22 protein-coding genes and 1 tRNA gene are annotated in these 26,714 nt (G+C 61.5%); 12 read left to right on the top strand and 11 right to left on the bottom strand.

All coding sequences use genetic code 11. From position 1 onward, the window contains the following. Positions 1-4: 4 nt before the first annotated feature. From secD to queA, 4 genes are read right to left on the bottom strand one after another with little or no spacing between them, the layout of a single operon-like run. Positions 5-1,885 (bottom strand): protein translocase subunit SecD, encoded by a 1,881-nt coding sequence (gene secD / locus H6X51_RS15455; protein ID WP_185268368.1) that lies wholly within the window; start codon positions 1,883-1,885, stop codon positions 5-7. Positions 1,886-1,942: 57 nt separating this feature from the next. Next, on the bottom strand, positions 1,943-2,278 hold the full coding sequence (gene yajC, locus H6X51_RS15450; RefSeq protein ID WP_185268367.1) for a preprotein translocase subunit YajC: 336 nt from the start codon (positions 2,276-2,278) through the stop codon (positions 1,943-1,945). Between the two features lie 58 nt (positions 2,279-2,336). Next, positions 2,337-3,455: a tRNA guanosine(34) transglycosylase Tgt gene (gene tgt, locus H6X51_RS15445; RefSeq protein WP_185268394.1), complete on the bottom strand. Its 1,119-nt coding sequence runs from the start codon at positions 3,453-3,455 to the stop codon at positions 2,337-2,339. A gap of 5 nt (positions 3,456-3,460) precedes the next feature. Next, positions 3,461-4,510 (bottom strand): tRNA preQ1(34) S-adenosylmethionine ribosyltransferase-isomerase QueA, encoded by a 1,050-nt coding sequence (queA, locus tag H6X51_RS15440; protein ID WP_185268366.1) that lies wholly within the window; start codon positions 4,508-4,510, stop codon positions 3,461-3,463. 120 nt (positions 4,511-4,630) lie between these two features. Between queA and H6X51_RS15435 the strand changes: the two genes are divergently transcribed. The 3 genes from H6X51_RS15435 to H6X51_RS15425 all read left to right on the top strand — a co-directional run bounded on the left by H6X51_RS15435 (position 4,631) and on the right by H6X51_RS15425 (position 7,377). Continuing rightward, positions 4,631-4,717 (top strand) — tRNA-Leu (locus H6X51_RS15435). Between the two features lie 235 nt (positions 4,718-4,952). Then, positions 4,953-5,453: a DUF3015 family protein gene (locus H6X51_RS15430; protein ID WP_185268365.1), complete on the top strand. Its 501-nt coding sequence runs from the start codon at positions 4,953-4,955 to the stop codon at positions 5,451-5,453. A gap of 55 nt (positions 5,454-5,508) precedes the next feature. Beyond that, complete coding sequence (locus H6X51_RS15425) at positions 5,509-7,377, top strand: Lnb N-terminal periplasmic domain-containing protein (RefSeq protein WP_185268364.1); 1,869 nt, start codon at positions 5,509-5,511, stop codon at positions 7,375-7,377. A 135-nt stretch (positions 7,378-7,512) separates the two neighbouring features. On the opposite strand, the gene trxB is transcribed toward H6X51_RS15425, so the two are convergent. Beyond that, a complete protein-coding gene (gene trxB, locus H6X51_RS15420) occupies positions 7,513-8,460 on the bottom strand; it encodes a thioredoxin-disulfide reductase (protein WP_185268363.1) in 948 nt (315 codons plus the stop codon). 298 nt (positions 8,461-8,758) lie between these two features. On the opposite strand from trxB, the gene cysZ reads away from it, so the two are divergent. Together cysZ and H6X51_RS15410 are read left to right on the top strand one after the other, a co-directional pair. Continuing rightward, positions 8,759-9,508 (top strand): sulfate transporter CysZ, encoded by a 750-nt coding sequence (cysZ, locus tag H6X51_RS15415; protein ID WP_185268362.1) that lies wholly within the window; start codon positions 8,759-8,761, stop codon positions 9,506-9,508. A gap of 54 nt (positions 9,509-9,562) precedes the next feature. Beyond that, complete coding sequence (locus H6X51_RS15410; RefSeq protein ID WP_235991368.1) at positions 9,563-10,762, top strand: glycosyltransferase family 4 protein; 1,200 nt, start codon at positions 9,563-9,565, stop codon at positions 10,760-10,762. A 14-nt stretch (positions 10,763-10,776) separates the two neighbouring features. Here the strand turns inward: H6X51_RS15410 and H6X51_RS15405 are convergent, their stop codons facing one another. Both H6X51_RS15405 and H6X51_RS15400 read right to left on the bottom strand, forming a co-directional pair. Further along, positions 10,777-11,889 carry an NADH:flavin oxidoreductase gene (locus H6X51_RS15405; RefSeq protein ID WP_185268360.1) on the bottom strand — a complete coding sequence of 371 codons (1,113 nt, stop codon included), beginning with the start codon at positions 11,887-11,889 and terminating at the stop codon, positions 10,777-10,779. A gap of 170 nt (positions 11,890-12,059) precedes the next feature. Continuing rightward, on the bottom strand, positions 12,060-12,545 hold the full coding sequence (locus H6X51_RS15400; protein ID WP_185268359.1) for an FKBP-type peptidyl-prolyl cis-trans isomerase: 486 nt from the start codon (positions 12,543-12,545) through the stop codon (positions 12,060-12,062). A 148-nt stretch (positions 12,546-12,693) separates the two neighbouring features. Between H6X51_RS15400 and H6X51_RS15395 the strand changes: the two genes are divergently transcribed. The 3 genes from H6X51_RS15395 (at position 12,694) to H6X51_RS15385 (ending at position 17,031) form a co-directional block, all read left to right on the top strand. Continuing rightward, a complete protein-coding gene (locus H6X51_RS15395) occupies positions 12,694-13,911 on the top strand; it encodes an acetate kinase (protein ID WP_185268358.1) in 1,218 nt (405 codons plus the stop codon). A gap of 3 nt (positions 13,912-13,914) precedes the next feature. Then, complete coding sequence (pta, locus tag H6X51_RS15390) at positions 13,915-16,047, top strand: phosphate acetyltransferase (RefSeq protein ID WP_185268357.1); 2,133 nt, start codon at positions 13,915-13,917, stop codon at positions 16,045-16,047. Positions 16,048-16,125: 78 nt separating this feature from the next. Continuing rightward, positions 16,126-17,031 carry an acyltransferase gene (locus H6X51_RS15385; RefSeq protein ID WP_185268356.1) on the top strand — a complete coding sequence of 302 codons (906 nt, stop codon included), beginning with the start codon at positions 16,126-16,128 and terminating at the stop codon, positions 17,029-17,031. A 63-nt stretch (positions 17,032-17,094) separates the two neighbouring features. On the opposite strand, the gene H6X51_RS15380 is transcribed toward H6X51_RS15385, so the two are convergent. Then, positions 17,095-17,748, bottom strand: coding sequence for an OmpA family protein (locus H6X51_RS15380; RefSeq protein ID WP_185268355.1), 654 nt, complete (start codon positions 17,746-17,748; stop codon positions 17,095-17,097). A gap of 120 nt (positions 17,749-17,868) precedes the next feature. Further along, the gene (locus tag H6X51_RS15375; protein ID WP_185268354.1) at positions 17,869-18,513 is read right to left on the bottom strand and encodes an MBL fold metallo-hydrolase; all 645 of its coding nucleotides are present in this window, start codon (positions 18,511-18,513) and stop codon (positions 17,869-17,871) included. Between the two features lie 184 nt (positions 18,514-18,697). Here H6X51_RS15375 and H6X51_RS15370 point away from each other — a divergent pair, with 184 nt between their 5' ends. After that, positions 18,698-20,080: an amino acid permease gene (locus H6X51_RS15370; RefSeq protein WP_185268353.1), complete on the top strand. Its 1,383-nt coding sequence runs from the start codon at positions 18,698-18,700 to the stop codon at positions 20,078-20,080. A gap of 98 nt (positions 20,081-20,178) precedes the next feature. On the opposite strand, the gene H6X51_RS15365 is transcribed toward H6X51_RS15370, so the two are convergent. Both H6X51_RS15365 and H6X51_RS15360 read right to left on the bottom strand, forming a co-directional pair. After that, positions 20,179-21,426 carry a dicarboxylate/amino acid:cation symporter gene (locus H6X51_RS15365; RefSeq protein WP_185268352.1) on the bottom strand — a complete coding sequence of 416 codons (1,248 nt, stop codon included), beginning with the start codon at positions 21,424-21,426 and terminating at the stop codon, positions 20,179-20,181. A 200-nt stretch (positions 21,427-21,626) separates the two neighbouring features. Further along, positions 21,627-23,309 (bottom strand): fatty acid--CoA ligase, encoded by a 1,683-nt coding sequence (locus H6X51_RS15360; RefSeq protein WP_185268351.1) that lies wholly within the window; start codon positions 23,307-23,309, stop codon positions 21,627-21,629. A gap of 210 nt (positions 23,310-23,519) precedes the next feature. Between H6X51_RS15360 and H6X51_RS15355 the strand changes: the two genes are divergently transcribed. The 3 genes from H6X51_RS15355 (at position 23,520) to nagB (ending at position 26,572) form a co-directional block, all read left to right on the top strand. After that, entirely contained in the window at positions 23,520-24,698 is a 1,179-nt protein-coding gene (locus H6X51_RS15355; protein WP_185268350.1) for an acetyl-CoA C-acyltransferase, read from the top strand. Positions 24,699-24,819: 121 nt separating this feature from the next. Next, complete coding sequence (locus H6X51_RS15350; RefSeq protein ID WP_185268349.1) at positions 24,820-25,725, top strand: SDR family oxidoreductase; 906 nt, start codon at positions 24,820-24,822, stop codon at positions 25,723-25,725. A 124-nt stretch (positions 25,726-25,849) separates the two neighbouring features. Then, a complete protein-coding gene (gene nagB, locus H6X51_RS15345) occupies positions 25,850-26,572 on the top strand; it encodes a glucosamine-6-phosphate deaminase (protein WP_185268348.1) in 723 nt (240 codons plus the stop codon). Positions 26,573-26,714 lie beyond the last annotated feature (142 nt).

Genomic DNA, 26,714 nt, shown 5'->3' with positions numbered 1-26,714 from the left:
CTCCTCACAGCCACAGCTTGCTGAGCGTTCTACTGGTACGCCCACCAAGGAACAGGTTGATCAACGCGCGGGTTACCAGAATGGCACTGAACAGCGAGGTCACGATGCCCAGCGACAGGGTAACGGCGAAGCCCTTGATCGGCCCCGAGCCCATGGCAAACAGGATGACACCCACCAGCAGCGTGGTCAGGTTACTGTCGAGAATGGCGGAGAAAGCCTTGTCGAAGCCCTCATGGATTGCCCGCTGCGCCGAGGAGCCGGCGGCCAGCTCTTCACGCACCCGGGCGAAGATCAGCACGTTGGCGTCGATCGCCATGCCCAGGGTCAATACGATACCGGCGATACCCGGCAGCGTCAGGGTTGCCCCCAACAGGGACATCAGCGCGAGCAACAGCACCAGGTTGAAACTCAGCGCGATACTGGCCAGGAAGCCGAAGCCGCGGTACACCACCACCATGAACAGCATGGCGAGAATGAAACCCAGTTGGGTCGCGGCGACACCGTTGGCAATGTTCTCGGCACCCAGGCTCGGCCCGATGGTGCGTTCCTCGGCAAAGTACATCGGCGCGGCCAGGCCACCAGCACGCAGCAGCAGCGCCAGCTCGGAAGCCTCGGCCGGCGAACCCAGGCCGGTGATACGGAACTGGTTGCCCAGGGTACTCTGGATGGTCGCCAGGCTGATGATGGTCTTTTCCTCGACGAAGGTCGGTGCCGACACTTCCTGCATCACCCCGTCGACTTCCTGCATCACCGTGCTGGGCACTTCGCGCTGCTCGATGAATAGCACCGCCATACCTCGACCGACATTATTGCGCGTGGCGCGCGTCATCAGCTCGCCACCATGGCCGTCCAGGCGAATGTTGACCTGGGGCTGACCGTTCTCGTCGAAGTTGGACTGGGCATCGGTGACCTGGTCACCGGTGAGGATGATGCTGCGCTCGACATCCGCCGCCGGGCGATTCATGCCGTCCCGGAACTCGAAGGTCTCGATGGTGGCGCGCGGCGCATTGGGCTCGGCCGCCAGGCGGAACTCGAGGTTGGCAGTCTTACCGAGGATACGCTTGGCTTCGGCGGTATCCTGTACGCCGGGCAGCTCGACAACGATACGGTTGGCACCCTGGCGCTGAACCAGTGGCTCAGCCACACCCAGTTCGTTGACCCGGTTGCGCACCGTGGTCAGGTTCTGGCGTACCGAGTACTCGCGAATCTCGGTCATCTTGGCGTCAGTCAGGGTCAGGCGCAGCACGTCCATGTTGTCGCGGCGCGTGCTGGTCACCTGGAACTCGTTGTACTTGCTGGCCAACTGGCGCTGCGCCGCACTCAGGTCGGCACTCTCGGTGAAACCGAACTGCAGCACGTTGCCCTGCTTGGGCAGGCTGCGATAACGGATACGCTCGTTACGAAACAGGGTGCGCAATTCGCTGTCGTAGACATTGATGCGTGCCTCGATGGCCTTCTCCATGTCCACTTCCAGCAGGAAGTGCACACCACCGGCCAGGTCCAGACCGAGCTTCATCGGCCCGGCGCCGATATTCAGCAGCCAGTCAGGGGTGGTCGCGGCCAGGTTCTGCGCCACCACGAATTCGTTGCCCAGTACGCGACGGACGATATCCTGGGCGGGCAGTTGGTCTCCCAGCTCGGTCAGGCGCACCAGACCGGAACTGGCATTGGCACTGAGCTCGACACCCTTGGTAGCAATGCCGGCGTCGTTCAACGCCCGCTCGATGCGCGCAAGGTCGCTCTGCTGGATGGTCTGGGTGGAGCTGATGCCGGAGATCTGGATGGCTGGATCGTCGGGGTACAGGTTGGGGGTTGCGTATACCAGGCCAAGCGCGAGCACGGCCACGATAAGCAGGTATTTCCACAGCGGGTAACGATTGAGCATGTCAGGGCCCGATAGTGAACCGGGCGCTGAATGCGCCCGGATACAAGTCTTGGAAGGTTAGATGGCTTTCAGTGTGCCCTTGGGCAGCGCAGCAACGACAGCGCCCTTCTGGAACTTGAGTTCCTGACCTTCGCTCACTTCCAGAACGATGAATTCATCAGTGACTTTCTTGACCTTGCCGAGGATGCCACCATTGGTCACCACCTCATCACCGGTGCTCAGGCTGCCGATCAGGTTCTTGTGATCCTTGGCACGTTTGGCCTGGGGACGCCAGATCATCAGGTAGAAGATGACCACGAAGCCGACCAGGAAGATCAGGCTCATCGGATCGAAACCAGCAGCCGGAGCGGCGCCTGCACTCTGGGCCATAGCGGTGGGGATGAAGAAACTCATGCAAAACTCCTGTTTTATATACTCGCAAGAAAAAATAATGGGGCTTCCTGACCGCTATTCAAGCCTCCAGGGGAGGTACCGGCTGGCCGAGACGTGCATAGAAGTTATCCACAAAGGCGGTCAATGTACCCTGTTGAATCGCACCGCGCAAACCATGCATGACACGCTGATAATGGCGCAGGTTATGGATGGTGTTGAGCATGCTACCGAGCATCTCGCCGCACTTGTCCAGATGGTGCAAATAGGAGCGAGTGAAGTGGCGGCAGGTGTAGCAATCGCAGCCCGGATCCAGCGGTGAATCATCATGCCGATGCACCGCGTTGCGGATTTTTACCACACCGCTGTCGGTGAATAAATGCCCATTGCGCGCATTGCGCGTCGGCATCACGCAATCGAACATGTCCACCCCGCGGCGCACGCCTTCCACCAGGTCCTCCGGCTTGCCCACGCCCATCAGGTAACGGGGTTTTTCCGGCGGCATCAGTGGCGGCAGATAATCGAGGATACGGATCATGTCTTGCTTGGGTTCACCCACCGACAGGCCACCGATGGCCAAACCATCGAAGCCGATCTCGCACAGCCCATCCAGCGAACGGGCGCGCAACTCCTCGTGCATGCCACCCTGGACTATGCCGAACAGCGCCGAGGGGTTACCCTCGTGGGCCGCCTTGGAACGTTTGGCCCAGCGCAGCGACAGCTCCATGGAGCGGCGCGCGGTATCCAGATCCGCCGGATAGGGCGTGCACTCGTCGAAGATCATCACGATATCCGAGCCCAGATCGCGCTGCACCTGCATCGACTCCTCCGGCCCCATGAATACCTTGGCGCCATCCACCGGGGAGGAGAAGTACACGCCCTCCTCCTTGATCTTGCGCATCGCTCCCAGACTGAACACCTGGAAACCGCCGGAGTCGGTCAGGATCGGTCCCTGCCACTGCATGAAGTCATGCAGATCGCCGTGCATGCGGATCACCTCGGTACCGGGGCGCAGCCACAGGTGGAAGGTATTGCCGAGGATGATCTGCGCGCCGATATCCTCGACATCCCTGGGCAGCATGCCCTTGACCGTGCCGTAGGTGCCCACCGGCATGAAGGCCGGGGTCTCCACCACGCCCCGGGGGAAGGTCAGGCGGCCGCGACGGGCCTTGCCGTCGGTGGCCAGCAGCTCGAATTGCATATGACTCATTGCACGTCCTCGGGCCCGCGGGCATCCGGATTGCGGGTGATGAACATGGCATCACCGTAACTGAAGAATCGGTACTCGTTGTCCACCGCCGCCCGATAGGCCGCCATGGTCTGGCGATAACCGGCAAAGGCCGAGACCAGCATCAGCAGGGTCGACTCGGGCAGGTGGAAATTGGTCACCAGCGCGTCCACCACATGAAATGGCCGCCCTGGGTAGATGAAGATATCGGTGTCACCACTGAACGGCCGGATCTGCCCGCCCAGTGCCGCGGTTTCCAGCGAGCGCACGCTGGTGGTGCCCACCGCGATCACCCGCCCGCCACGCGCCTTGCAGGCCTCGACCGCATCGACCACCTGCGGGTCGACCTCCAGCCACTCGCTGTGCATGTGATGGTCCTCGATACGTTCGACCCGCACCGGCTGGAAGGTGCCGGCGCCCACATGCAAGGTCACCTCGGCGGTGGTCACGCCCCGGGCCTCGATCGCCTGCAGCAGCTCGCGATCGAAATGCAGCCCGGCGGTCGGCGCCGCCACCGCACCGGCCCGCTGCGCATACACCGTCTGATAGCGCTCGCGGTCGGCACTCTCGTCCGGCCGATCGATATAGGGCGGTAGCGGCATGTGGCCAACTCGCTCCAACAGCCCCAGCACCGGCTCGTCGAACTGCAATTCGAACAACGCATCATGCCGCGCCAGCATGCTCGCGCCGCTGCCGTCCTCCAGTAGGATACGGCTGCCCGGTTTGGGTGACTTGCTGGAACGCACATGGGCCAGCACCCGCCGGTTATCCAGCACCCGCTCGACCAGGATCTCCAACTGCCCACCTGTCTCCTTGCGGCCGAACAGGCGCGCCGGAATCACCCGGGTATTGTTGAACACCATCAGATCACCGGGGCGCAGATACTCCAGCAGATCAGCGAACTGCCGGTGCGCCAGCTCGCCACTGGGCCCGTCCAGGCACAGCAGCCGGCTGGCACGCCGCTCGGCCAGCGGATGCCGGGCGATCAGCCGGTCGGGCAGCTCGAATTGAAAATCGCTGACGCGCATAGCAAGAATATCCGGCATGACAAAAAGGGCGCATATGGTAGCGGAAAACCGCCTTTTCGGCCATGCAAAGCATTGACCTGAACAAGCAAGGCTCCGTATACTCCGCGCGGCTTGCAGAAAGCCTCGGTGGCGGAATTGGTAGACGCGGCGGATTCAAAATCCGCTTCTGGTGACAGAGTGGGAGTTCGATTCTCCCCCGAGGCACCATTCAGCGATGAATGGTGCACATAGAGTGTCAAGCATGACAGACCGGCCTTGAGCCGGTTTTTTTATGTGCCTTTTTAATCCTGTTCCAGTTCACACAAAATGACGCAAGCTTTGACGCTTGAGCGCAAGCACGATCATCTTCACTCCGAGCCATTGATAGCTTAATGATATTGAAATATAGTCCAGCAGCGATTAACCCATCGCTCCGATATTATATTTCCCAAGGATCACGGACATGATCATGAAAAAACTGGCTGTATTCACACTGCTGACCTGTACAGCCGCCGCTTCCTCGGCAATTGCTCAAAACAAGACTCCCGGTTCAGGCCCCAACCCCTTCACCGATTGTGGTATTGGTGCTGCACTGTTTCCCAATACGCATTGGGCAGCCGTGACATCCAATGTCATCTGGGATATCGGCATTACTGCAGTTACGTCAGCAACTGCCAGCCCGCAAACCTGTAGCGGCAAGACAGTTGAAACAGCGCTATTCATTCGCGATACCTATGATACCTTGGTTGAAGAAACAGCCCGCGGTGAGGGCGAACACCTTGCAACCGTCTTGAACATGATGGAATGCGACAGTTCGCGCCATGCAGCTGCCACACAAACGGCACGCGCTGCAATGACCCAGCAGGTTATCTCAGCCGAGTACTCCAGTCAGAGCCAACTGGCAAAGGCTGCAAGCTTCTATTCGATAATCGAATCCTCTGCAGCCCTGAACTGCTCAGTTTGATCTCTTTTGCTGCCGGAGATATTCGGCAGCATACTCATCACACCATAGGCCTACATTGAAAAAGCCACTCTGGCTGGTCTTTGCATTGCTGATCAGCCCTGCTGCCGATGCATCCAAGCCATCCGAGGAGTCGTTGCAGAAGCTAGCACAACACCCCATGTGGCTGGAGCTGCTGCATTATGAACGTAGTTTCTTGGGAAGCTTGCGTAGCGCTATCCATAGCCCTGCTTTTTTTCTCTCTCCCATTGGGCAGACTAATGCTCTTGCCGAATTGCGCGCTACTCTGCACGATCTAGAGAAACCGCCCACCACTGATTTAGACCAACATGCCTACTGTCGCTTTCCGGCCAGAGCGCAATGGCTCAAGGCCCAGTTGGGAACAGCGGCTTCCATTTACACGCATCCCTGCCCGACATTGGATGAGTGGACAAAAGACCAGAGCATTGACTCCGTAAGCGTCATCTTCGCCACAGGTTTTCTCGGTAATCCGGCATCCTACTATGGACACACTTTGCTGAAGCTGAATTCAGCAACGGACGCCGACCTTGTCAGCCCCACTAAACTTCTCGATGTAAGCGTCAACTATGGAGCGATTCTGGAGGGCCGTACCGATCCATTAAGCTATATAGCAAAGGGAATCTTTGGCGGCTACGATGGAGGGTTCAGCCATATAAGATACTACTTTCATAATCACAACTACGGCGAAGCAGAGTTACGTGATCTCTGGGAGTATCCCCTGGAGCTTTCTCCTGAAGATGCACGATTCATTGTAAATCATGCCTGGGAAGTTCTAGGCATGCGCTACACCTATTATTTTTTCCGCCGTAACTGCGCGTTTCGAATGGCGGAGCTGCTGGAAATGGCCACCGAGGTGGAGGCGATCCCAGCCAACCGCCCTTGGACAATTCCCCAAAGCGTAATCCAGCACCTCGATACTGATAAGAGAGCTAACTTTAACACCGAGGCGATACGCTACTACCCGTCGCGCCAGTCCCGTCTATATCACCGCTTCCGACAGCTTAAAGCACATGAGAAGATGCTTTTAACCACAGCGATAGCTGACGCCGACTGGTTCAATTCAGTAGAGTTCGAGTCATTACCACTTGATTCTCAACACGCTATTATCGATACAACACTTGACTATTATCAGTTCGCCATACGAAGCAAGGTAGATGATGCTGATGTACTTGAGAGACGCTACAGAGAGGCTCTGGCGAAGAGATACCAATTACCACCTGGTAGAGGAACATTCGATATACCCGCTCCGTCTTCACCCCACTCCAGCCGTGCTCCCGGCTGGATCCAGGCCAGCCTGGGCTATAACGGCTCACATGGTCCCTTGACTCAACTCAGAATCAGGCCTGCATACTATGATGCACTCGACGGCACTAGCGGACATGTGCCAAATGCTTCGCTGTCGATGGGAGATATGACCATCAGGATGACAAAGGACAACTTCTCCCTGTCTCGCCTCACCCTCTTCTCAATAGAAAATCTAAACCCAGGCGTCACCGGCCTGCCAGGAGATGATGGCTCCATGTGGAGTCTCGGTGCAGGTTTCCATAGTCTGCGGTTGGATTGTGCCGATTGTCTGGTTGCTCGTCTTCATGGGGATATAGGCACCGCAACGCGTTTCTCCGATCAGTTGGTGACCGCATTTCACATCGGCGGAGCCTTACAGGACAGTCGTATGGGCTATGGTAACGGACTTATGCAGGTGGGTGGTCGCGCCATATACCGCCATGCGGAATGGTCGGGACGCGCCTCCTACAAGCTGGGGATACCAGTAGACGGCGATCGGCCCGCATTCAGCATGATAGAGCTGGAAGCCAGGCGCTCCCTCTCAGTCAATAGTGATATCCGGTTACTGCTGGAGCAGAACGGCGGCAGACAGTTCAGTATCGGCCTGGGCTTGTACTGGTAGCTCTTGGAGCTGCCCAGCAGGCAACGACGAAAATTAGAACTCCCCTAAAAGTCTTTTAAGACATATAAGAACTCTTCATTGATACCCAGACGCTGTCGTCGCCAGCACCCACCGACGACGACAGCGCCAAGCAGCTTACTGCTGGTCCAAAAACCGCTCCGCATCCAGCGCCGCCATGCAACCTGCGCCAGCGGAAGTAATCGCCTGACGATAGACATGGTCGGCCACATCACCGGCGGCGAATACGCCCGGGATATTGGTGGCGGTGGCGTTGCCTTCGGTGCCGCTGTTGATCTTCAGGTAGCCGTCCTTCATGTCCAGCTGGCCTTCGAACAGACCGGTGTTGGGGGTGTGGCCGATGGCGATGAACACGCCGGCCAGGGCGATGTCTTCCTTGTGATCGTCATTGAAGGCCAGGCGCATGCCGGTGACGCCGCTGTCATCGCCCAGCACTTCATCCAGCACGGCGTTGAGCTTGAGTTCGATCTTGCCTTCGGCAACCTTGGCCATGAGCTTGTCGACCAGGATCTTCTCGGCGCGGAAGCTCTCACGGCGGTGCACCAGGGTGACCTTTTTCGCGATATTGGCCAGGTACAGCGCCTCTTCCACAGCGGTGTTGCCGCCACCCACGACAGCCACGTCCTGATTGCGATAGAAGAAACCATCACAGGTAGCACAGGCGGATACGCCCTTGCCCATGAAGGCCTCTTCCGACGGCAGGCCGAGGTAGCGTGCCGAGGCACCGGTGGCGATGATCAGTGCGTCACAGGTATATTCGCCCTGGTCGCCGGTCAGGGTGAATGGACGCTGACCAAGCTGCACCTGGTTGATGTGATCGAACACGATCTCGGTCTCGAAGCGTTCGGCGTGCTTGCGCATCCGCTCCATCAGGTCCGGCCCCTGCAGCCCTTCCACGTCACCAGGCCAGTTGTCGACATCGGTGGTGGTGGTGAGCTGACCGCCCATCTGCATACCGGTGATCAGCAGCGGCTTGAGGTTGGCCCGTGCGGCATAGACCGCTGCGCTGTAACCGGCCGGGCCGGAGCCCAGGATGATCAGACGGGAGTGGCGTGTTTCAGACATTGAATCCTCCAGATCACCGCCGCAGCGGCGTGATAGTCAAGATAACTCTGCAGCAGGACCGACAGGACCAACTGCTGAAAAGAGGGTGGCAAGAACCCGGTACAGAGATTGAGGTCGAAGCTCTCTATAATGGTGCGGCCTGGCGGCTGCAGGCAACGCCGCCGTGGTGTTCGACAGACTCTGTTCTACGGATTCTTGCGGAAATTTCACCGGATGCATGGTAGAGGCGATGCCTACCGCTGTCACTATATCAGGCGCATAGTTTATCCCTATAACGCCAATTGAATAAGGACTCTGCATGACACAGCCACTGGCTCCCCTGCGTGGCTCGGGCTATCTGCGCGAAGGTTGGCAGCGCATTCGCCAGCCGGGGTTGCGGCGTTTCCTGGTCATCCCGCTGCTGCTCAACCTGGTGCTGTTCATAGCGCTGATCGGTTGGGGCGCGCGGCAGTTCAACTACTGGATGGGCCGGCTGATGCCGCACATGCCGGAGTGGGCCGGCTTCGTCGAGTGGCTGCTGTGGCCGCTGTTCGCACTGGTGGTACTGCTGGTGTTGTTTTTCGGCTTCAGCATGATCGCCAACCTGATCGCCTCCCCCTTCTACGGTTTCCTGGCAGAAAAGATCGCCGAGCAGGAACGCGGCCTGGTCAGCCCGCCGACCAGCTGGCAGGACATCGCCATGGTGGTGCCACGCAGCCTGGGCCGGGAGTGCCGCAAGATCGCCTATTACCTGCCGCGTCTGCTCGGCCTGTTGCTGCTGACGCTGGTGCCGGTGGTGAACCTGGTCGCCTCGCCGCTGCTGCTGGTATTCGGCGTGTGGATGATGGCGGTGCAGTACATCGATTATCAGGCTGACAATGACCAGGTCGGCTTCATCGATATGCTGCGCTGGATGCGCAGCCGCAGGAGCCTGTCGCTGGGATTCGGTCTGCCGGTGTATATCGGCATGCTGATTCCCCTGGTCAACCTGCTGGTGATGCCGTCGGCGGTAGCCGGCTCGACCCTGCTCTGGGTACGCGAAGGTCCCCGCCGGCCGCCACTGCCATAAATCGGTCATCTCCCGGTAACAACGCGATCACCAATGGCACCCATACTGGGTGTCATGACGACACTCAGCTCCCAAGACCGACACTACGCCCTGGTCACCGAAACCTGGCGGCCCCAGATCAATGGCGTGGCCAATACCCTCGGTCGCCTGTGTGACGGACTGCTGCAGAACAATAACCGCCTGCAACTGGTACGCCCGGCCCAGCCCGGCGAGACCGTCGGCCTGGCTACCAGCGGCCTGATGGAAGAGCTGCTGGTGCGTGGCCTGCCTATTCCCGGCTACAGCCAGCTGCAATTCGGTCTGCCAGCCTACCGGCGGCTGCTGGCACACTGGCGCAACAGCCGCCCCGATACCGTCTACCTGGCCACCGAAGGGCCACTGGGCTGGTCGGCATTGCGCGCTGCGCGGCGGCTGGGCATTCCGGTGATCAGCGGCTTCCATACCAACTTCCAGCAGTACAGCGAACATTACCGCATCAGCCTGCTGTACCGCCCGGTGGTGGCCTACCTGCGCTGGTTCCACAACCAGACGCTGCTGACCCTGACCGCCAGCACCACCCAGCAGCGCGAGCTGTCACGCCTGGGTATCAACAACCTGATGCTGCTCGGGCGCGGGGTGGATTGCGAGCTGTTTCATCCGGCGCACCGCGATACCGAACTGCGCCGCCAGTGGGGTGCGGGCAATACCGATATCGTGCTGCTGCATGTGGGGCGCCTGGCGGCGGAAAAAAACCTGCAACTGCTGCAACACAGCTGGCAGAACCTGCGGGAGAACCAGTCAACCGGCACACGCCTGCACATGGTAGTGGTGGGTGATGGTCCGCTGCGTCAGTCACTGGAAAAGGACATGCCTGGGGCGCACTTCACCGGCGCTCTGTCCGGCGCCGAGCTGGCGACCGTCTACGCCAGCGCCGACGTATTCGTCTTTCCCAGCCTGACGGAAACCTTCGGCAACGTGGTCACCGAAGCCATGGCCTCGGGTCTGGCGGTCAATGCCTTCGACACCGCCGCCGCCCATCAGCACATCCGCGATCGCTACAGTGGCTGCCTGGCGCCGCCAGCGCATGAAGAGCTGTTCCTGGATAACCTGCGCTGGCTGGTCAGCGATGCGGAAGGACGCCGCGGCATCCGTATGCATGCCCGGCACCGTGCCTGCCAGTTGGGCTGGCCGTCGGTATTGCAGCGCTTCGAGGGTTACCTGCAGCGCTGCTGCCATCCAGCACGGCCGCTGTCCCAGGCTATCCCCGGCAAGTAGCCGGGGCGGCCACCTCAGGCCAGCTCTTTCAGAGCCTCGCGACTGTAGGGCAATACTTCGTCGAAACGCCCGGCACGCAGCTTCGCCGGCCACTGCGGATCGACGATCAGCGCCCGTCCGACCGCCACCAGGTCGAACTCACGCTCCGCCAGCCGTTGCAGCAGGTCATCGATATTGGCCTCGGTCTTGGCCACCTTGTCGGTCTTGACCATGTATTCGAGGAATTCGCTGTCCAGGCCGACACTGCCCACGGTGATGCACGGCTTGCCGGTGATCTTGCGGGTCCAGCCAGCCAGATTGAGCGCAGAGCCCTCGAATTCCGGCTCCCAGTAGCGGCGCTGCGAGCAATGGAAGATATCCACGCCCGCCTCGGCCAGCGGCTTGAGGAACTGCTCCAGCAGCTCGGGCGTATCGACCAGACGGGCACTGTAGTCCTGCTGCTTCCACTGGGAGAAGCGGAAGATGATCGGGAACGCCGGGCCGACCGCCTCGCGCACCGCGCGGATGATCTCCACCGCGAAACGACCGCGGTTATCCAGGCTGCCGCCATACTCGTCATCACGCTGGTTGCTGCCTTCCCAGAAGAACTGGTCGATCAGATAGCCATGCGCGCCATGCAGCTCGACCGCATCGCAGCCGATGGCCTTGGCATCGCGGGCCGCCTGGGCGAAGGCGTTGACCACGTCACGGATATCCTCGGCGGTCATGCCGTGCACTATCTGCTTGCCGTCCTTGAACTTGTCCATCGGACCGTAACCCGGCACCGTGCCGTCAGGTCCGGTACCCAGGCGACGCACGTTACCGACGTGCCACAATTGCGGAGCGAACTTGCCGCCGGCGGCATGTACCGCATCCACTACCTTCTTCCAGCCGGCCAGGGCATCCTCGCCATGGAAGCGCGGTACATCCGGATAACCATTGGCGGCGCGGTGATCGACCGTGGTGCCCTCGGTGATGATCAAGCCGACCCCGGCCGCCGCGCGGCGACGGTAGTACTCGACCACCTGCTCGGTGGGTACGCCATTGGGCGAAAAGTTGCGGGTCATGGGCGCCATGACCAGGCGGCTGGGAAGGCTCAGTGAGCCCAGTACCACGGGCTCGAACAGAGGGCTGGCGTGGGCAGACATCGATCAACTCCTGCAAATGTTTTCGGATGGCCACTATAAGGGCGGAATACTTGTTCAGCAGTTGAATTGATGTAATTGATGGCAGGATAGAAGCCGTTGCCATCAGAACCCACAAATGCAGAAGGCCGGCCCCTGACGGGAACCGGCCCTCGGACCTGCGGGTGACGACCTCAGTGGTGAACGCCACCTTCGCCATGGATATGCCCATGGGCCAGTTCGTCTTCGGAGGCATCACGGATATCGGCGACCTTGACCTCGAAGGTCAGGCGCTGCCCAGCCAGCGGGTGGTTGCCATCGACGGTGACTTCATCGCCGTCCAGCGCGGTGATGGTAACGATCTGCATGCCGCCATCCGGCGCAGAGGCATGGAACTGCATGCCGACTTCCAGCTCGTCGACACCTTCGAACATGTTGCGGCCCAGTACGGCGACCAGCTCGGCACTGAATTCGCCATAGGCGTCTTCCGGTTCGACAGTCACCTTCAGCTCGTCGCCCACCTGCTTGCCGACCAGCTCCCGTTCCAGGCCGGGGATGATGTTACCAGCACCATGCAGGTACACCAGCGGCTCGCCGCCAGCAGAAGTATCCAGCACTTCGCCTGCATCGTTGGTCAGGGTGTATTCAATCGATACGGCTTTGTTGGCAGCAATCTGCATAAAAAAATCCTGTGTTTTTCGGGCTAGGAAGTCGTCAGTTTACGCATAAATAGGCGGAAACGCACGGACGGTTCCACTACGCTGGAGGCTGGGGTATAAGTTGACGGCAGAGAACCCATCCTCCCACGCAGGAAAAAAATGGAGCACCATGACTGATCGCCTGGTACTTGTCATAAATTGTGGAAGCTCATCACTCAAGTTCGCCCTGCGCAGCGAGTCTGCCAGGCAGCCGCTGCTCAGTGGACTGGCCGAGCGCCTGGGTACGGCTGAGGGCGTGATGAACTGGAAGGCCGGTGACGCCGGCGAGCAGGTCCAGCTCCCGGACGGCAGGCACAGCTCCGCCATGGCCAGCCTGCTACCACTGATCGCGCGCTTCGCCCAGCAGCCGCTGACCGCAGTGGGGCACCGCGTGGTGCATGGCGGCGAGCACTTCACCGGAGCGCGCGTCATCGACGACGAAGTGATCGCCGCCATCGAGGACAGCTCGCCGCTGGCACCGCTGCACAACCCGGCGCAACTGACCGGCATCAACGAAGCTATGACGGTGTTCACCGATATTCCGCACATCGCCATTTTCGATACCGCCTTCCACCAAAGCATGCCAGCGCACGCCTACCGCTACGCCCTGCCCGAGGAGCTGTATACCAAGCATAGCGTGCGTCGCTATGGCTTCCATGGCACCAGCCACCGCTTCGTCTCGACCCAGGCCAGCCTGCTGATGGGCATGGAGCCCGGCCACGGCGCCTGGCTGACCGCGCACCTGGGCAACGGCTGCTCCACCTGCGCCATCCTCGACGGCAGAAGCCTGGACACCAGCATGGGCATGACCCCGCTGGAAGGCCTGGTCATGGGCACCCGCAGCGGTGACGTCGACCCCAACCTGCATTCGCACCTGGCCCGGACCCTGGGCTGGGACCTGGAGCGTATCGACCACATGCTTAACCGCGAAAGCGGCCTGCTGGGACTGTCCGGCCTGTCCAACGACATGCGCACCCTGGTGGCCGCCCGCGCCGAGGGCCACGCCGGCGCAACCCTGGCGGTGGAAGTGTTCTGCTATCGCCTGGCCCGCTCGCTGGCCGGCCTGGCGGTGGCGCTGCCACGCATCGACGGGGTGATCTTCACCGGCGGCATCGGTGAGAACTCGCCGCTGGTGCGCGAGCTGACCGTGCGCCACCTGGCGCTGTTCGGCCTGGCCATCGATCCGGCGGCCAACGCCACCCCGCCCGGCAACCCGGCCCGACAGATCCAGGCGGACAACTCCCCCGCCATCCTGGTCATACCGACCGACGAGGAACGCCAGATCACCGAGGAGTGCCTGGCCCTGCTCGACCTTGCCGCCACCCAGCCCGTGGAACAGGAAGCCTGATTCATGCATACCTTCTTTCTCGCACCCTCCGGATTCGGCGTCGGCCTGACCTCGGTCAGCCTGGGCCTGATTCGCGCCCTCGAACGCAACGGCCTGCGCGTGCACTTCCTCAAGCCGATCGCCCAGCCGCACCCCGGTGACGATGGCCCGGAGCGCTCCACCGCGCTGATCAGCCGGACCATGGGCCTGGAACCGCCGACCCCGCTGGCGCTGCCCGAGGTCGAGCGGCGCTTGGCCAATGGCGAACTGGACGAAGTGCTGGAGGATATCGTCAGCCGCTACCGCGAGGCGGCCCGCGATGCCGACGTGGTGGTGGTCGAGGGCATGGTACCAACGCGCCAGGCCGCCTATGCCGCGCGTATCAACCAGCACATCGCCAAGAGCCTGGATGCCGATGTGATCCTGGTCAGCGCACCGGACGATGACAACCTGGCGACCCTGGCGCATCGTGTCGAACTGCATGCCCAGGGTTTCGGCGGCCCACAGGATCCCAAGGTGCTGGGGGTGATCATCAACAAGGTGCGCAACCTGGATCTGGGCGGTGATGTGCCGACCGATCGCAGCGAACTCAAGCGCACGCTCAAGGACTATGCCATCGCGCTCAAGCAGGAATCCAAGGTGCTGGATACCGAAGGCTTCCGCCTGATCGGTTGCGTGCCCTGGCAAAACGAGCTCAGCGCCCCGCGCAGCTCCGACGTCGCCGCGCTGCTCAATGCCAGGATCCTGCATCCCGGCGAAATGCGCCAGCGCCGCGTGCTGGACATCATCCTGTGCGCCCGTACCGTGCCCAACACCCTGCACCTGTACCGCCCCGGCACGCTGCTGGTGGTACCGGGTGATCGCGACGACATCATCATCTCCAGCAGCCTGGCATCACTGTCCGGTACACCGCTGGCCGGCCTGCTGCTGACCGGCGACATCATGCCCGACGAGCGCGTCATGCAGCTGTGCCAGCCGGCGCTGGACAACGGTCTGCCGATCTTCCTGGTCGGCACCGGCAGCTTCGCCACCGCCTCGCAGCTCGACCGCATGAACCGCGAGATCCCGGTCGATGACAGCGAGCGAGCCACCCTGGTGACCGACTTCGTCGCCTCGCATATCGACCATGGTTGGCTGCAGCACCGCTGCGGCCAACCCAGCGAGCGGCGCATGTCGCCGCCGGCGTTCCGCTACGACCTGGTCAACCGCGCGCAGCAGGCCGGCAAGCGCATCGTCCTGCCCGAGGGCGACGAGCCGCGCACCGTGCAGGCCGCAGCCATCTGCCAACGTCGCGGCATCGCCCAGTGCATCCTGCTGGCCAAGCCCGAGGCAGTGGAAGCGGTCGCCCGCGCTCACCACATCAGCCTACCGGAAGGGCTGCAGATCATCGACCCGGACCTGGTGCGCGACAGCTACGTGGCACCGATGGTCGAGCTGCGCAAGGACCGCGGCCTGCCTGCGCCGATGGCCCTGCAGCAACTGGAGGATAACGTCGTGCTGGGCACCATGATGCTGGCACTGGATGAGGTCGACGGGCTGGTTTCCGGCGCCATCCATACCACCGCCAACACCATCCGTCCGGCGTTCCAGCTGATCAAGACCGCACCCAACTACAGCCTGGTGTCCTCGGTGTTCTTCATGCTGCTGCCCGACCAGGTGCTGGTGTATGGCGACTGCGCGGTCAACCCTGACCCCAACGCCGAGGAACTGGCGGAAATCGCCATCCAGAGCGCCCGCTCCGCCGAAGCCTTCGGCATCCCGCCACGGGTGGCGATGATCAGCTACTCGACCGGCAGCTCCGGCACCGGCGAAGATGTGGAAAAGGTTCGCGAAGCGACACGGCTGGCCCGTGAGCGCCAGCCGGGGCTGTTGATCGACGGACCGCTGCAGTATGATGCCGCCGCGATTGCCAGCGTCGGCCAGCAGAAAGCGCCGGACAGCCCGGTCGCCGGCAAGGCCACGGTATTCATCTTCCCCGACCTGAACACCGGCAACACCACCTACAAGGCGGTACAGCGCAGTGCCAACGTGATCAGCGTCGGCCCCATGCTGCAGGGACTGCGCAAACCGGTGAACGACCTGTCCCGGGGTGCGCTGGTGGACGATATCGTGTTTACTATCGCACTGACCGCCATACAGGCCGATACCGACAACTGACCAGGAACTGGTGAGGTGGCCTGTCTGATTATGACCACCTCACAGGCCACTGGGCCACCACGGACGAGCCACCAGACAATGCTGTCTTTTTTGCCTGCCTCGATACGCGGAGCCATTTCGCTCCTGCTGCTGATCCTTAACACGCTGTTCTGGTTCAGCCTGCTGTTCCCCTGCGCACTGATCAAACTGCTGCCGATACCGGCGCTGCAGGCCTTTCTCACCAGGGTCATGATCCGCATCGCCGAAACCTGGATGCTCGGTAACAGCGCCTGGATGCGGCTGGCCGGACGTACCCAGTGGGATGTCCAGGGGCACGAACGGCTGGACCATGACGGCTGGTACCTGGTGACCAGCAACCATCAGAGCTGGGTCGATATCCTGGTACTGCAGCACAACCTCAACCGCCGCATGCCGATGCTCAAGTTCTTCCTCAAGCAGGAGCTGATCTGGGTGCCGGTCATCGGCATCTGCTGGTGGGCGCTGGATTTTCCGTTCATGAAGCGTTACAGCAAGGCCTATCTGGCCAGGCATCCGGAAAAGGCCGGCCAGGACCTGCTGGCCACCCAGCGCGCCTGTGAAAAGTTCAAGACCACCCCGGTGGCGGTGTTCAACTTTCTCGAAGGCACCCGGCTGACTACGGAAAAGCATGCCGAACAGCAATCACCCTACCGCTACCTGCTGCGCCCCAAGTCCGGCGGCGTTGCCTTCGTGCTGGACGCCATGGGCGAGCAGCTGCGCTCACTGGTCGATATCACCATCCACTACCCCGATGGCAGCCCGACCTTCTGGGACCTGCTCAGCGGCCGGATTCGCAAGGTGGTGATGCGTGTGCAGACGCGCCCCATCCCCGCCGGGTTCCTGGGCAAGGATTATCAGCACGACGCGGCCTTCCGCGCCGAGTTCCAGGCCTGGATCAACCAGCTGTGGGCAGAGAAGGACGCCCTGCTGGAGCAGTTGCACCGGGACTATCCGCCGCAGAGCTAACCTTCCTCGGAATAAAAAACGGGACGCACCTGGCGTCCCGTTTTCACATCAACCGGCGGCGGCTCACAGCGGACGCAGGTTGATCTCCACACGGCGGTTCTGCGCCTTGCCGGCAGCAGTGTCGTTGCTGGCGATCGGCTGGCTCGGGCCAACACCACGGCTGCTGATGCGCGCACCGGAAACGCCCTGGCCGGTCAGGTAGGACGCCACGCTGGTGGCACGCTCCTGGGACAGGCGCATGTTCAGCTCCAGCGAGCCGCTGCTGTCGGTGTGCCCGACGATGTCGATACCGTTCTGGTCGAACTCCTTGAACACCTTGACCAGCGAATTCAACGTCGGGTAGAAGCTGCTGGAGATGTCCGAGGAGCTGCTGGCAAAGGTGATATTGCCCGGCATGATCAATTGCAGGTTGTCGCCATTGCGCACCACCTGCACACCGGTACCGGTCAACTCCTGGCGCAGGCGCTGCTCCTGCCGATCCGCGTAGTAACCATAGCCGGCGCCGGCTGCACCACCGACCACGGCACCGATCAGTGCGCCCTTGCCGCGGTCCTTCTTGCTCGAGGTGGCAGCCCCGATCAGCGCTCCGGCCGCGGCCCCACCACCACCATAGACACCCGCCTTGCCAGCCTCACGTTCACCGGTATATGGGTTGTTGGTGCAACCAGCCAGCAGCGCAACACAGGCAGAAGCGGCAATCAGTGCTTTGATTTTCATGCGTTTTTCCTTAATTGACGTCGTCATCGCAGCGTGGCATCCAGAGCCGGATGCCCAGTTCCGGAAGTATGACCACCGGAGCCCGGATTTTTATCCCGCAGTCAGACAATTATGGTCGATTCAGCCACGAATGAAAGGATTCTCGCGAATCTCGTCGCCGATCCGAGTGTCGGGTCCATGCCCGGTCACCACCACCGCTTCCTCGTCCAGGGTATACAGCCGGGTGCGGATCGACTTCTCGATGCTGGCATGGTCTCCGCCCCATAGATCGGTACGGCCGATACCCCGGCGGAACAACGTATCACCGGCGATCAGCAGCTTGGCCTGCGGAAACCAGAAGCTCATCGACCCAGGCGTGTGCCCTGGCGTATGCAGCGCCACGCCACAGCCGCAGGCCAGTTCCTCGTCGTCCTGCAACCACTGGTCCGGCGCCGGCACTGGCGTGTAGGGCACACCGAACAGCTTGCACTGCATCTCCAGGTTGTCCCACAGGAACTGGTCCTCCTTGTGCAGATGCAAGGTAGCCCCGGTGGCCTTCTTCATCTCGCCCGAGGCGAGGAAGTGATCCAGGTGCGCATGGGTATGGATGATACTGACCACCTTCAACCCCAACTGGTCCAGACGGTTCAGAATCAACTGATGATCCCCACCCGGGTCGACCACGATGGCCTTTTTGCTGATGGGGTCGCCGATGATGGTGCAGTTGCACTGCAACGGACCAACAGGGAAGGTTTCACGGATTAGCGTGGGAGTTGTAGCTTGCATGGCATTCTCTGACCAGGTTACGGAGTCTCAGTTGCACAGCATGGCCGTATCCACCCTGCGCTTCAACCATTGTTTGATGGCGCATCCACGCTACCCGAATGTCGGACCAGCAGTCTGCGGTACCTGACTATTCCGTGTACAATTGCCCGTTTTTTCGCCATCCGGCCGCCACGGACCCTTTTTCATGACTGCACCCGCACAGCAAGGCCAGCTCAAGCGTGGCCTGACCAATCGCCACATTCAACTGATCGCCCTGGGCGGTGCCATTGGCACCGGGCTGTTCCTGGGCTCGGCGGGGGTGATGAGCAGTGCCGGGCCGTCGATGCTGCTGGGTTATGCCATCGGTGGTCTGATTGCCTTCCTGATCATGCGCCAGCTGGGCGAGATGATCGTCGAGGAGCCGGTGGCCGGCTCCTTCAGCCATTTCGCGCATCAGTACTGGGGGCCGTTCGCCGGCTTCCTGTCGGGCTGGAACTATTGGGTGCTGTATATCCTGGTGGGCATGGCCGAGCTGACGGCGGTGGGCAAGTACGTGCAGTACTGGTACCCGCATATCCCTACCTGGGCCACCGCGCTGGCATTCTTCGTGCTGATCAACCTGATCAACCTGACCAATGTGAAGGCCTTCGGCGAGGCGGAGTTCTGGTTCGCCATCATCAAGGTCGGCGCCATTCTCGGCATGATCGCGCTGGGACTGTACCTGCTGATATCCGGTGCGGGTGGGCCGCAGGCCAGCGTCAGCAACCTGTGGAGCCATGGTGGCTTCTTCCCCAACGGCGTCAGCGGGCTGGTGGTGGTCATGGCGGTGATCATGTTCTCCTTCGGCGGTCTGGAGCTGGTCGGTATCACCGCAGCGGAGGCGCAGAACCCGCGCAAGGTGATTCCCCGGGCGATCAATCAGGTGGTGTACCGGATTCTGCTGTTCTACATCCTGGCGCTGGGCGTGCTGCTGTCGCTGTACCCCTGGGACAGCCTGGTGCAGACGCTGACCAGCGGTGACGATCCTTACGCCCGCAGCCCCTTCGTGCAGATTTTCTCATTGATCGGCAGCGACACTGCCGCGCATGTATTGAATTTCGTGGTGCTGACCGCGGCCCTGTCGGTCTACAACAGTGGCGTGTATTGCAACAGCCGCATGCTCTACGGCCTGGCCGAGCAGGGCGACGCGCCACGGGTATTCACCCGGCTCAGCCGCAGCGGTGTACCTATGCTTGGCATCCTGGTGTCCGGCGCCATCACCCTGCTGTGCGTGGCGCTGAACTATGTGCTGCCGGAGGGCGCGCTGATCATTCTGATGTCGCTGGTGGTAGCGGCGCTGGTGCTGAACTGGGCGATGATCAGCCTGTCGCACCTGATGTTCCGCCAGGCCATGCGTGAGCGCGGCGTCATCCCGAGCTTCAGGGCTTTATGGTCGCCGTTCGGTAATTATCTGTGCCTGGCGTTCGTGGCTTTCATCCTGGTGGTGCTGACACTGGATAGCGGCACCAGGCTATCGGCATTCGCCCTGCCAGTGTGGATAGGGTTGATCTGGCTGTGTTTCCGGTTCAAGGGGCGCAGGGCGGGCTGAACGGCATAGGTGCCTACGGACGCCAATCGGGCCGGGGCGGCCCTCCCACAAGGTATGCGCCCCAACAAAAAGGTCCGCGGGGTCTGTATGGTAGCTAGTCAGGCGCCCTGGTATTCGGCACCGTCGTCGGCCAGCTCCTGCACTACCAGGCTGCCGACCAGATCCCCTTCCACGTTGACCGCGGTACGGACAGTGTCCAGCAAACGGTCGATCGGCAGCAGGATGGCAATGGCTTCGGCCGGCAGGCCCACCGCCTGCAGCACCATGACCATGGTCACCATTCCGGCACTGGGAATGCCCGGCGCTCCGCTTGAAGCGATCATCGCGGTCATGAACACCACCAGTTGTTGCACCAGTGACAGCTCCGCACCGATCAGGTTGGCGACGAACAGGGCGGCGGCGGCTTCGTAGAGCGCGGTACCGTCCATGTTCACCGTTGCACCCAGCGGCAGCACAAACCCCGCTATACGGCGTTTGACTCCGAGATTTTCCTGGGCGCAGCGCAGCGAGATGGGCAAGGCTGCCGAGCTGGAACTGGTGGCGAAGGCGGTGATGATCGCCTCGCGTGAGCCACGCCAAAACCACAGCGGCGACTTGCGGGTAACCGCATAGAGAATGCCCGGCAACACCACTGCCCCGTGAAACAGCGTGGTACCGAAGATCAGCACGACAAAGCCGAGCATGCTGACCAGCAGCGCCACATCCTGCTCAGCGACCAGGCGGATCAACAGCGCCATGATGCCCAGCGGCGCCAGCCACATGATCCAACCAATGATACGCAGCAGCATGTCGAGCAGCTCCTGCATCAACTGCAATATCGTTTGGTAGCGCTGGCCGCCGGCAACCAGGGCCACGCCGACGAAGAGGGCGAACATCAGGACCGAGAGGATATCGCCGTTGGTGAACGCCTCGAAGGGGTTCTTGAACAGGCCGGTCAGGAAATGCTGGAAGAATTCCGGCATGGTCATCTGCCTGGCTTCGAACGACGCCATGGCATCGGCGAACATGGCCAGCGACATGCCGCTGCCAGGCTTGAGGACGTTGGCCACCACCAGCGCCAGGAGCATGGCCAGCGCCGAGGTGAGCATGAAATACAGCAAGGTGGTGATCCACACCCGGTGCACCTGATGGTGCGCCTGCAGGCTGGCCACACCGACCACGATGGAGGTGAATACCAGCGGGATCAGGATCATCTTCAGCAGGCCGATGAACACGGCCCCGACCAGGGTGCTGGCATACAGCACACCGTCGCGCAGCCCTGCCTCCTGCGGCAGCAGGCCGAGCAGCCAGCCGACAAGTATGCCGATACCGGCGGCGATGAAGATCAGACGGTTGAGACTGGGCAAGGTCACTCTCCTTTACTGTGAGCGGGAAAGAATACCTCATAGGCCCAGCCCCAGCATCCAGCGCAGGGTTACCAGATTGCAGAAGCAGGGGGTTGCCGGGGTTGGCGAGCACCTGCTCGCCGATAGATATCAGCTGCTGCTGAACCCCAGGCGTAGCGTCGGCGCGCTACACCCCCAGGGGTATCCACCGCCAGTGCGGTTCAGATCGAGGAAATACAGTCCGCTTGCTGCTCCAGCCAGCCGGCAATTTCCACGCGAATGCGCTTCTTGTCCAACTTGCCGACACTGGTCTTGGGGATTTCTTCAACCACGGCGATCTGCGTCGGCACCGCCCACTTGTTGATGCGCCCTTCCTCGACAAACGGCTGCAGATGCTCGGCCAGCAGACTGGCGTTCATCTGCTGTCCCGGCTTGACCACCACCAGGGCGAAGGGCCGCTCGTCCCAGCGCGGGTCCGGCACGCCGACCACCGCCACATCGCGGATGGACGGATGCAGGCTGATCAGGCTTTCCAGCTCCAGCGAGGACAGCCATTCGCCACCAGTCTTGATCACATCCTTGATGCGGTCACGGATATCGATGCTACCGGTATGGTCGATGCTGGCCACGTCACCAGTGTGCATCCAGCCATGTTCCCACAGCTCGCGGCTCTTCTCCGGTTCTTTGAAATAGCCCTGGGTCAGCCAGGGCGCACGCAACACCAGCTCTCCCTGGGTCTGGCCATCATGGGGCAGGAAGTTGCCCTGCTCGTCCATCAGCCGCGCTTCCACCAGCGGCACCGGCACGCCCGCCTTGATCTTGTAGGCGACGCGCTGCTCCTCACTGCCCGCCTCGACCTGCAGATTGTTGTAGCCGGCGGAAATCAGCGGGCAGGTCTCCGACATGCCGTAGGCGCCAGACAAGCGGATACCCCGGGCGCCAGCCGTCTCGTACAGGCCACGGGTCAGCGCGCTGCCGCCGATGATGACCTTCATTCCGCCGAAGTCATAGCCCTCGGCCGCCTTGGCATTGAGCAACATCTGCAGGATGGTCGGTACGCAGTGTGAATAGGTCACCTTCTCCTGCTGGATCAGTTTCACCAGCAACTCCGGCTCGTAACGCCCCGGGTAGATCTGCTTCACACCGAGCAGGGTCGCGGTATAGGGCATGCCCCAGGCATGCACATGGAACATCGGCGTGATCGGCATGTACACATCGCGATTGCTCATCATCTGCTCATGTCCAAGGCCATTGAGCATGCCGGCCTGGGTCAGGGTGTGCAGCACCAGTTGGCGATGGGTGAAGTACACACCCTTGGGGTTGCCGGTGGTACCGGTGGTATAGAAGGTAGTGGCTACCGAGTTCTCATCGAAGTCGGCGAACTCATAAGTGCTGTCGGCGGCGGCCAGCAGTTGCTCATACTCACCGGCAAAACCGCGCAGCTCGGCGGACTTGTCATCGCCATCGGTCAGCAGGATGGTCGTGGTCACGGTGGTCAGTTGCGGCTCGATGGCCTGGTACAACGGCAGGAATTCGCTGTTGACCAGCACCATGATGTCATCGGCGTGATTCATGGTGTAGACGATCTGCTCCGGCGACAACCGCACGTTGACGGTATGCAGCACCGCGCCGATCATCGGCACCGCGAACATGCATTCCAGGTAGCGGTGGCTGTCCCAATCCAGTACCGCCACGGTATCGCCCGCCTTGACCCCGGCATTGGTCAGCGCGTTGGCCAGCCGGCAGATGCGCTGATTGAAGGTGGCATAGTCGTAACGGCTGATGTCGCGGTAGACAATTTCCTGCGAGGCTTCATAACGCACCCCGGACAACAGCAGGTTCTTGATCAACAAAGGCGTGGAATGGGCTTGCTCGGTGGGCGGTAAGATCCGTGTATTCAACATGATGCGACCTTTTTTATTGGGCTTGTCCGGGTCAGGTAGCGATGCTGCCTTGCCTGTTCGCTCAACTATAGCGAGGCAGCGAGGTGGCGACCATGGCCGTTGTGTGACTCGATCATACAAAGCTTTGCGATCGACAATAAGGGGAAAAAGCGCGTATAAAGTCGATTGATGACCACAAATAAACAATCAGTCATATTTCCAGGAGTGAACATGTCGGAAAACATCGTCATCGTCAGCGGCGCGCGTACGCCCATGGGCGGATTCCAGGGCAGCCTGTCGAGCCTCTCCGCAGTCGATCTCGGCGCACTGGTAATCCGCGAAGCCGTGGCCCGTGCCGGCATCGCGGCGGCCGATGTGGAGGAAGTGATCATGGGCTGCGTCCTGCCCGCCGGCCTGAAACAGGGCCCGGCACGCCAGGCAGCGCTGAATGCCGGCCTGCCCTCCTCCGCCGGCTGCACCACCATCAACAAGCTGTGCGGCTCCGGCATGAAGGCGGTGATGCAGGCGCATGATGCGCTCAAGGCCGGCTCCAACCAGGTGATGCTGGCCGGCGGCATGGAGAGCATGTCCAATGCCCCCTATATCATCGAAAAGGCCCGCGGCGGCCTGCGCATGGGCCATGGCGAGATCAAGGACCACATGTTCCTCGATGGCCTGGAAGATGCCCGCAGCGGTCGCCTGATGGGCTCCTTCGCCCAGGAGACCGCCGACAAGTACGGCCTGACCCGTGAACAGATGGATGCCTACGCCATCGAATCGCTGACCCGCGCCAAGAACGCCATCGACAATGGCTCCCTGGCCAGCGAGATTGTCCCGGTGACCGTGACCTCGCGCAAGGGCGAGAGCCTGGTCAAGGACGATGAGCAGCCGCACAACGCCAATCTCGACAAGATCCCCGGTCTGCGCCCAGCCTTCGCCAAGGACGGCAGCATCACCGCCGCCAACGCCAGCTCGATCTCCGATGGTGCCAGCGCCCTGGTGCTGATGACCGAGTCCGAGGCCAACCGGCGCGGCCTCAAGCCGCTGGCACGTATCGTCGGCCATGCGACCCAGAGCCAGGATCCGAGCGAGTTCACCATCGCCCCGGTCGGTGCGCTGAGCAACCTGTTCAACAAGACCGGCTGGAGCAAGGATGATGTCGACCTGTTCGAGATCAACGAGGCTTTCGCCATGGTCACCATGCTGGCCATGCAGGAACACGGTCTGGATCACGCCAAGGTCAACATCTTCGGCGGTGCCTGCGCCCAGGGCCACCCGGTCGGCTCTACCGGCTCGCGGTTGATCGTCACCCTGATCAATGCCCTGCAGAAGACCGGCGGCAAGCGCGGCGTGGCTTCACTGTGCATTGGTGGTGGCGAGGCGACGGCGGTGGCGATCGAGCTGGTCTGAAGCGTCGCAGGGTGATGGTTTATGACAAACCATTCACCAGCCACGGGCATCTTGCCGACTTCAAACAACTGTCTGAAACTAGCAGCCAGTTTTGTCATTGCCCATTTTCAGGAGACTCCCCATGAGCGATATCCGTTTTGAAGACAAGGTCGTCATCGTTACCGGTGCCGGCGGTGGCATCGGCCGTGCCCACGCGCTGCTGTTCGCCAAGCACGGTGCCAAGGTTATCGTCAACGATCTGGGCGGCAGCACCCAGGGGGAAGGTGCCAACAGTGAAGCGGCGCTGAAAGTGGTCGAGGAAATCAAGGCAGCCGGCGGCACTGCGGTGGCCAACCCGGACAGCGTGGTCGATGGCGACAAGATCGTGCAATGCGCCATGGACAACTTCGGCCGGGTCGATGTGGTGGTCAACAACGCCGGCATCCTGCGTGACAAGAGCTTCGTCAAGATGACCGATGCCGACTGGGACCTGGTGTACAAGGTACACGTCGAGGGCGCCTACAAGGTAACCCACGCCGCCTGGCCATACATGAAGGACAGCAACTTCGGCCGGGTGATCTTTACCTCCTCCACCTCCGGCATCTACGGCAACTTCGGCCAGGCCAACTATGGCATGGCCAAGCTGGGGCTGTACGGCTTCACCCGCACCCTGGCGATCGAGGGTCGCAAGAACAACATCTTCGTCAACGCCATCGCCCCCACTGGCGGCACCCGCATGACCGAAGGTCTGTTCCCGCCCGGCGCCTTCGAAAAACTCAAGCCCGAGCTGGTCAGCCCGCTGGTGGTCTACCTGTGCTCCGAACAGAGCCAGGAGACCGGCAGCCTGTTCGAAGTCGGCGGCGGCTGGATGGGCAAGGTGCGCTGGGAGCGCTCGCTGGGCATCGGCTTCAACCCCGACGAAGGCTTCAGCCCGGAAGATGTGCAGGCCAACTTCGAACAGCTGTGCAGCTTCGAGAATGCCGTGCATCCGAAGGACAACATCGAGGCGCTGAAGGAACTGATGCAGAACATCCAGAAGTTCGCCTGATTCCTGCTGGTTGTGAGCGGCCCGCCCTGGCAACAGGGCGGGCCGTTTTATTTCGGCTTTCCCTGTCCGGGCCTGCACAGTAGAATTTCGCGCTTTATGTCAGCCAGGGACAGAAGCGCAGCCCATGAATGTCATCATCGTGAACGACTATGCCGAGCTGAGCAGTACAGCCGGTCGCATGATTGCCGGGCTGCTGCACAGCAAGCCCGCCTGTACGCTGGGCCTGGCCACCGGCAGTACGCCACTGGGCACCTATCAGTACCTGGTGCAGCGCTACCAGGCTGGCGAGATATCCCTGCGCGAGGCGCAGACCTTCAATCTGGACGAATATTGCGGGCTACCGCGCAGTCACCCGCAAAGCTATTACCATTTCATGTACCAGAACCTGTTCCGGCATGTGGATATCCGCCCGGACAACATTCATATTCCCTGCACCGAAGGCGACGACCTGCAAACCCAGTGCGACAGCTACAACGCCTTGCTGCACGCCACCCCGCTGGACCTGCAACTGCTGGGCATCGGCAGCAATGGCCATATCGGCTTCTGCGAGCCGGGTACCCCCTTCGACCAGGAAACCTTTCACACCCGGTTGTCGGAAAGCACCCGCCAGGACAACCAGCGCTTCTTCGCTTCCCTGGATGAAGTACCGACCACCGCCATCACCATGGGCATCAGCAACATCCTGCAGGCCAGATCCATCCTGCTGATCGCCAGTGGCAAGGGCAAGGCCCAGTGCATCGCCGACATGATCAAGGGTCCGATCAGCGAACAGATGCCCGCTTCCGCGCTGCGGTTGCATGCGGATGTGACGGTGATTGTGGATAGGGACGCGGCGGCACTGTTATAGCCAGGCGCCGAGCGCAGCAGCAGGTCCGCATGTCGTCGAGCGGGCGCTCGATAACCCGGGCAGGCACTGTGTAGGAGGGCCGCCCCGGCCCGATTGGCGGCTGCAAGCCAGCCACCTGAAATCAGCGGTCGAGCTCCATCTC

Source organism: Halopseudomonas xiamenensis (assembly GCF_014219065.1).
Classification (GTDB): Bacteria; Pseudomonadota; Gammaproteobacteria; order Pseudomonadales; family Pseudomonadaceae; genus Halopseudomonas; species Halopseudomonas xiamenensis.
The sequence above is the reverse complement of the archived record's forward strand: the minus strand, read 5'-3'. Positions and strand labels throughout refer to the sequence as shown.

What these genes read in the sequence shown, in the direction of transcription:
- H6X51_RS15355 (WP_185268350.1), top strand. Translation starts at nt 23,520, where the DNA reads ATGTCGGAAAACATCGTCATCGTCAGCGGCGCGCGTACGCCCATGGGC.
- H6X51_RS15430 (WP_185268365.1), top strand. Translation starts at nt 4,953, where the DNA reads ATGATCATGAAAAAACTGGCTGTATTCACACTGCTGACCTGTACAGCC.
- pta (WP_185268357.1), top strand. Translation starts at nt 13,915, where the DNA reads ATGCATACCTTCTTTCTCGCACCCTCCGGATTCGGCGTCGGCCTGACC.
- H6X51_RS15385 (WP_185268356.1), top strand. Translation starts at nt 16,126, where the DNA reads ATGCTGTCTTTTTTGCCTGCCTCGATACGCGGAGCCATTTCGCTCCTG.
- H6X51_RS15410 (WP_235991368.1), top strand. Translation starts at nt 9,563, where the DNA reads ATGACGACACTCAGCTCCCAAGACCGACACTACGCCCTGGTCACCGAA.
- H6X51_RS15370 (WP_185268353.1), top strand. Translation starts at nt 18,698, where the DNA reads ATGACTGCACCCGCACAGCAAGGCCAGCTCAAGCGTGGCCTGACCAAT.
- secD (WP_185268368.1), bottom strand. Translation starts at nt 1,885, where the DNA reads ATGCTCAATCGTTACCCGCTGTGGAAATACCTGCTTATCGTGGCCGTG.
- queA (WP_185268366.1), bottom strand. Translation starts at nt 4,510, where the DNA reads ATGCGCGTCAGCGATTTTCAATTCGAGCTGCCCGACCGGCTGATCGCC.
- tgt (WP_185268394.1), bottom strand. Translation starts at nt 3,455, where the DNA reads ATGCAATTCGAGCTGCTGGCCACCGACGGCAAGGCCCGTCGCGGCCGC.
- H6X51_RS15400 (WP_185268359.1), bottom strand. Translation starts at nt 12,545, where the DNA reads ATGCAGATTGCTGCCAACAAAGCCGTATCGATTGAATACACCCTGACC.
- yajC (WP_185268367.1), bottom strand. Translation starts at nt 2,278, where the DNA reads ATGAGTTTCTTCATCCCCACCGCTATGGCCCAGAGTGCAGGCGCCGCT.
- trxB (WP_185268363.1), bottom strand. Translation starts at nt 8,460, where the DNA reads ATGTCTGAAACACGCCACTCCCGTCTGATCATCCTGGGCTCCGGCCCG.
- nagB (WP_185268348.1), top strand. Translation starts at nt 25,850, where the DNA reads ATGAATGTCATCATCGTGAACGACTATGCCGAGCTGAGCAGTACAGCC.
- H6X51_RS15375 (WP_185268354.1), bottom strand. Translation starts at nt 18,513, where the DNA reads ATGCAAGCTACAACTCCCACGCTAATCCGTGAAACCTTCCCTGTTGGT.
- H6X51_RS15405 (WP_185268360.1), bottom strand. Translation starts at nt 11,889, where the DNA reads ATGTCTGCCCACGCCAGCCCTCTGTTCGAGCCCGTGGTACTGGGCTCA.
- cysZ (WP_185268362.1), top strand. Translation starts at nt 8,759, where the DNA reads ATGACACAGCCACTGGCTCCCCTGCGTGGCTCGGGCTATCTGCGCGAA.
- H6X51_RS15395 (WP_185268358.1), top strand. Translation starts at nt 12,694, where the DNA reads ATGACTGATCGCCTGGTACTTGTCATAAATTGTGGAAGCTCATCACTC.
- H6X51_RS15360 (WP_185268351.1), bottom strand. Translation starts at nt 23,309, where the DNA reads ATGTTGAATACACGGATCTTACCGCCCACCGAGCAAGCCCATTCCACG.
- H6X51_RS15350 (WP_185268349.1), top strand. Translation starts at nt 24,820, where the DNA reads ATGAGCGATATCCGTTTTGAAGACAAGGTCGTCATCGTTACCGGTGCC.
- H6X51_RS15380 (WP_185268355.1), bottom strand. Translation starts at nt 17,748, where the DNA reads ATGAAAATCAAAGCACTGATTGCCGCTTCTGCCTGTGTTGCGCTGCTG.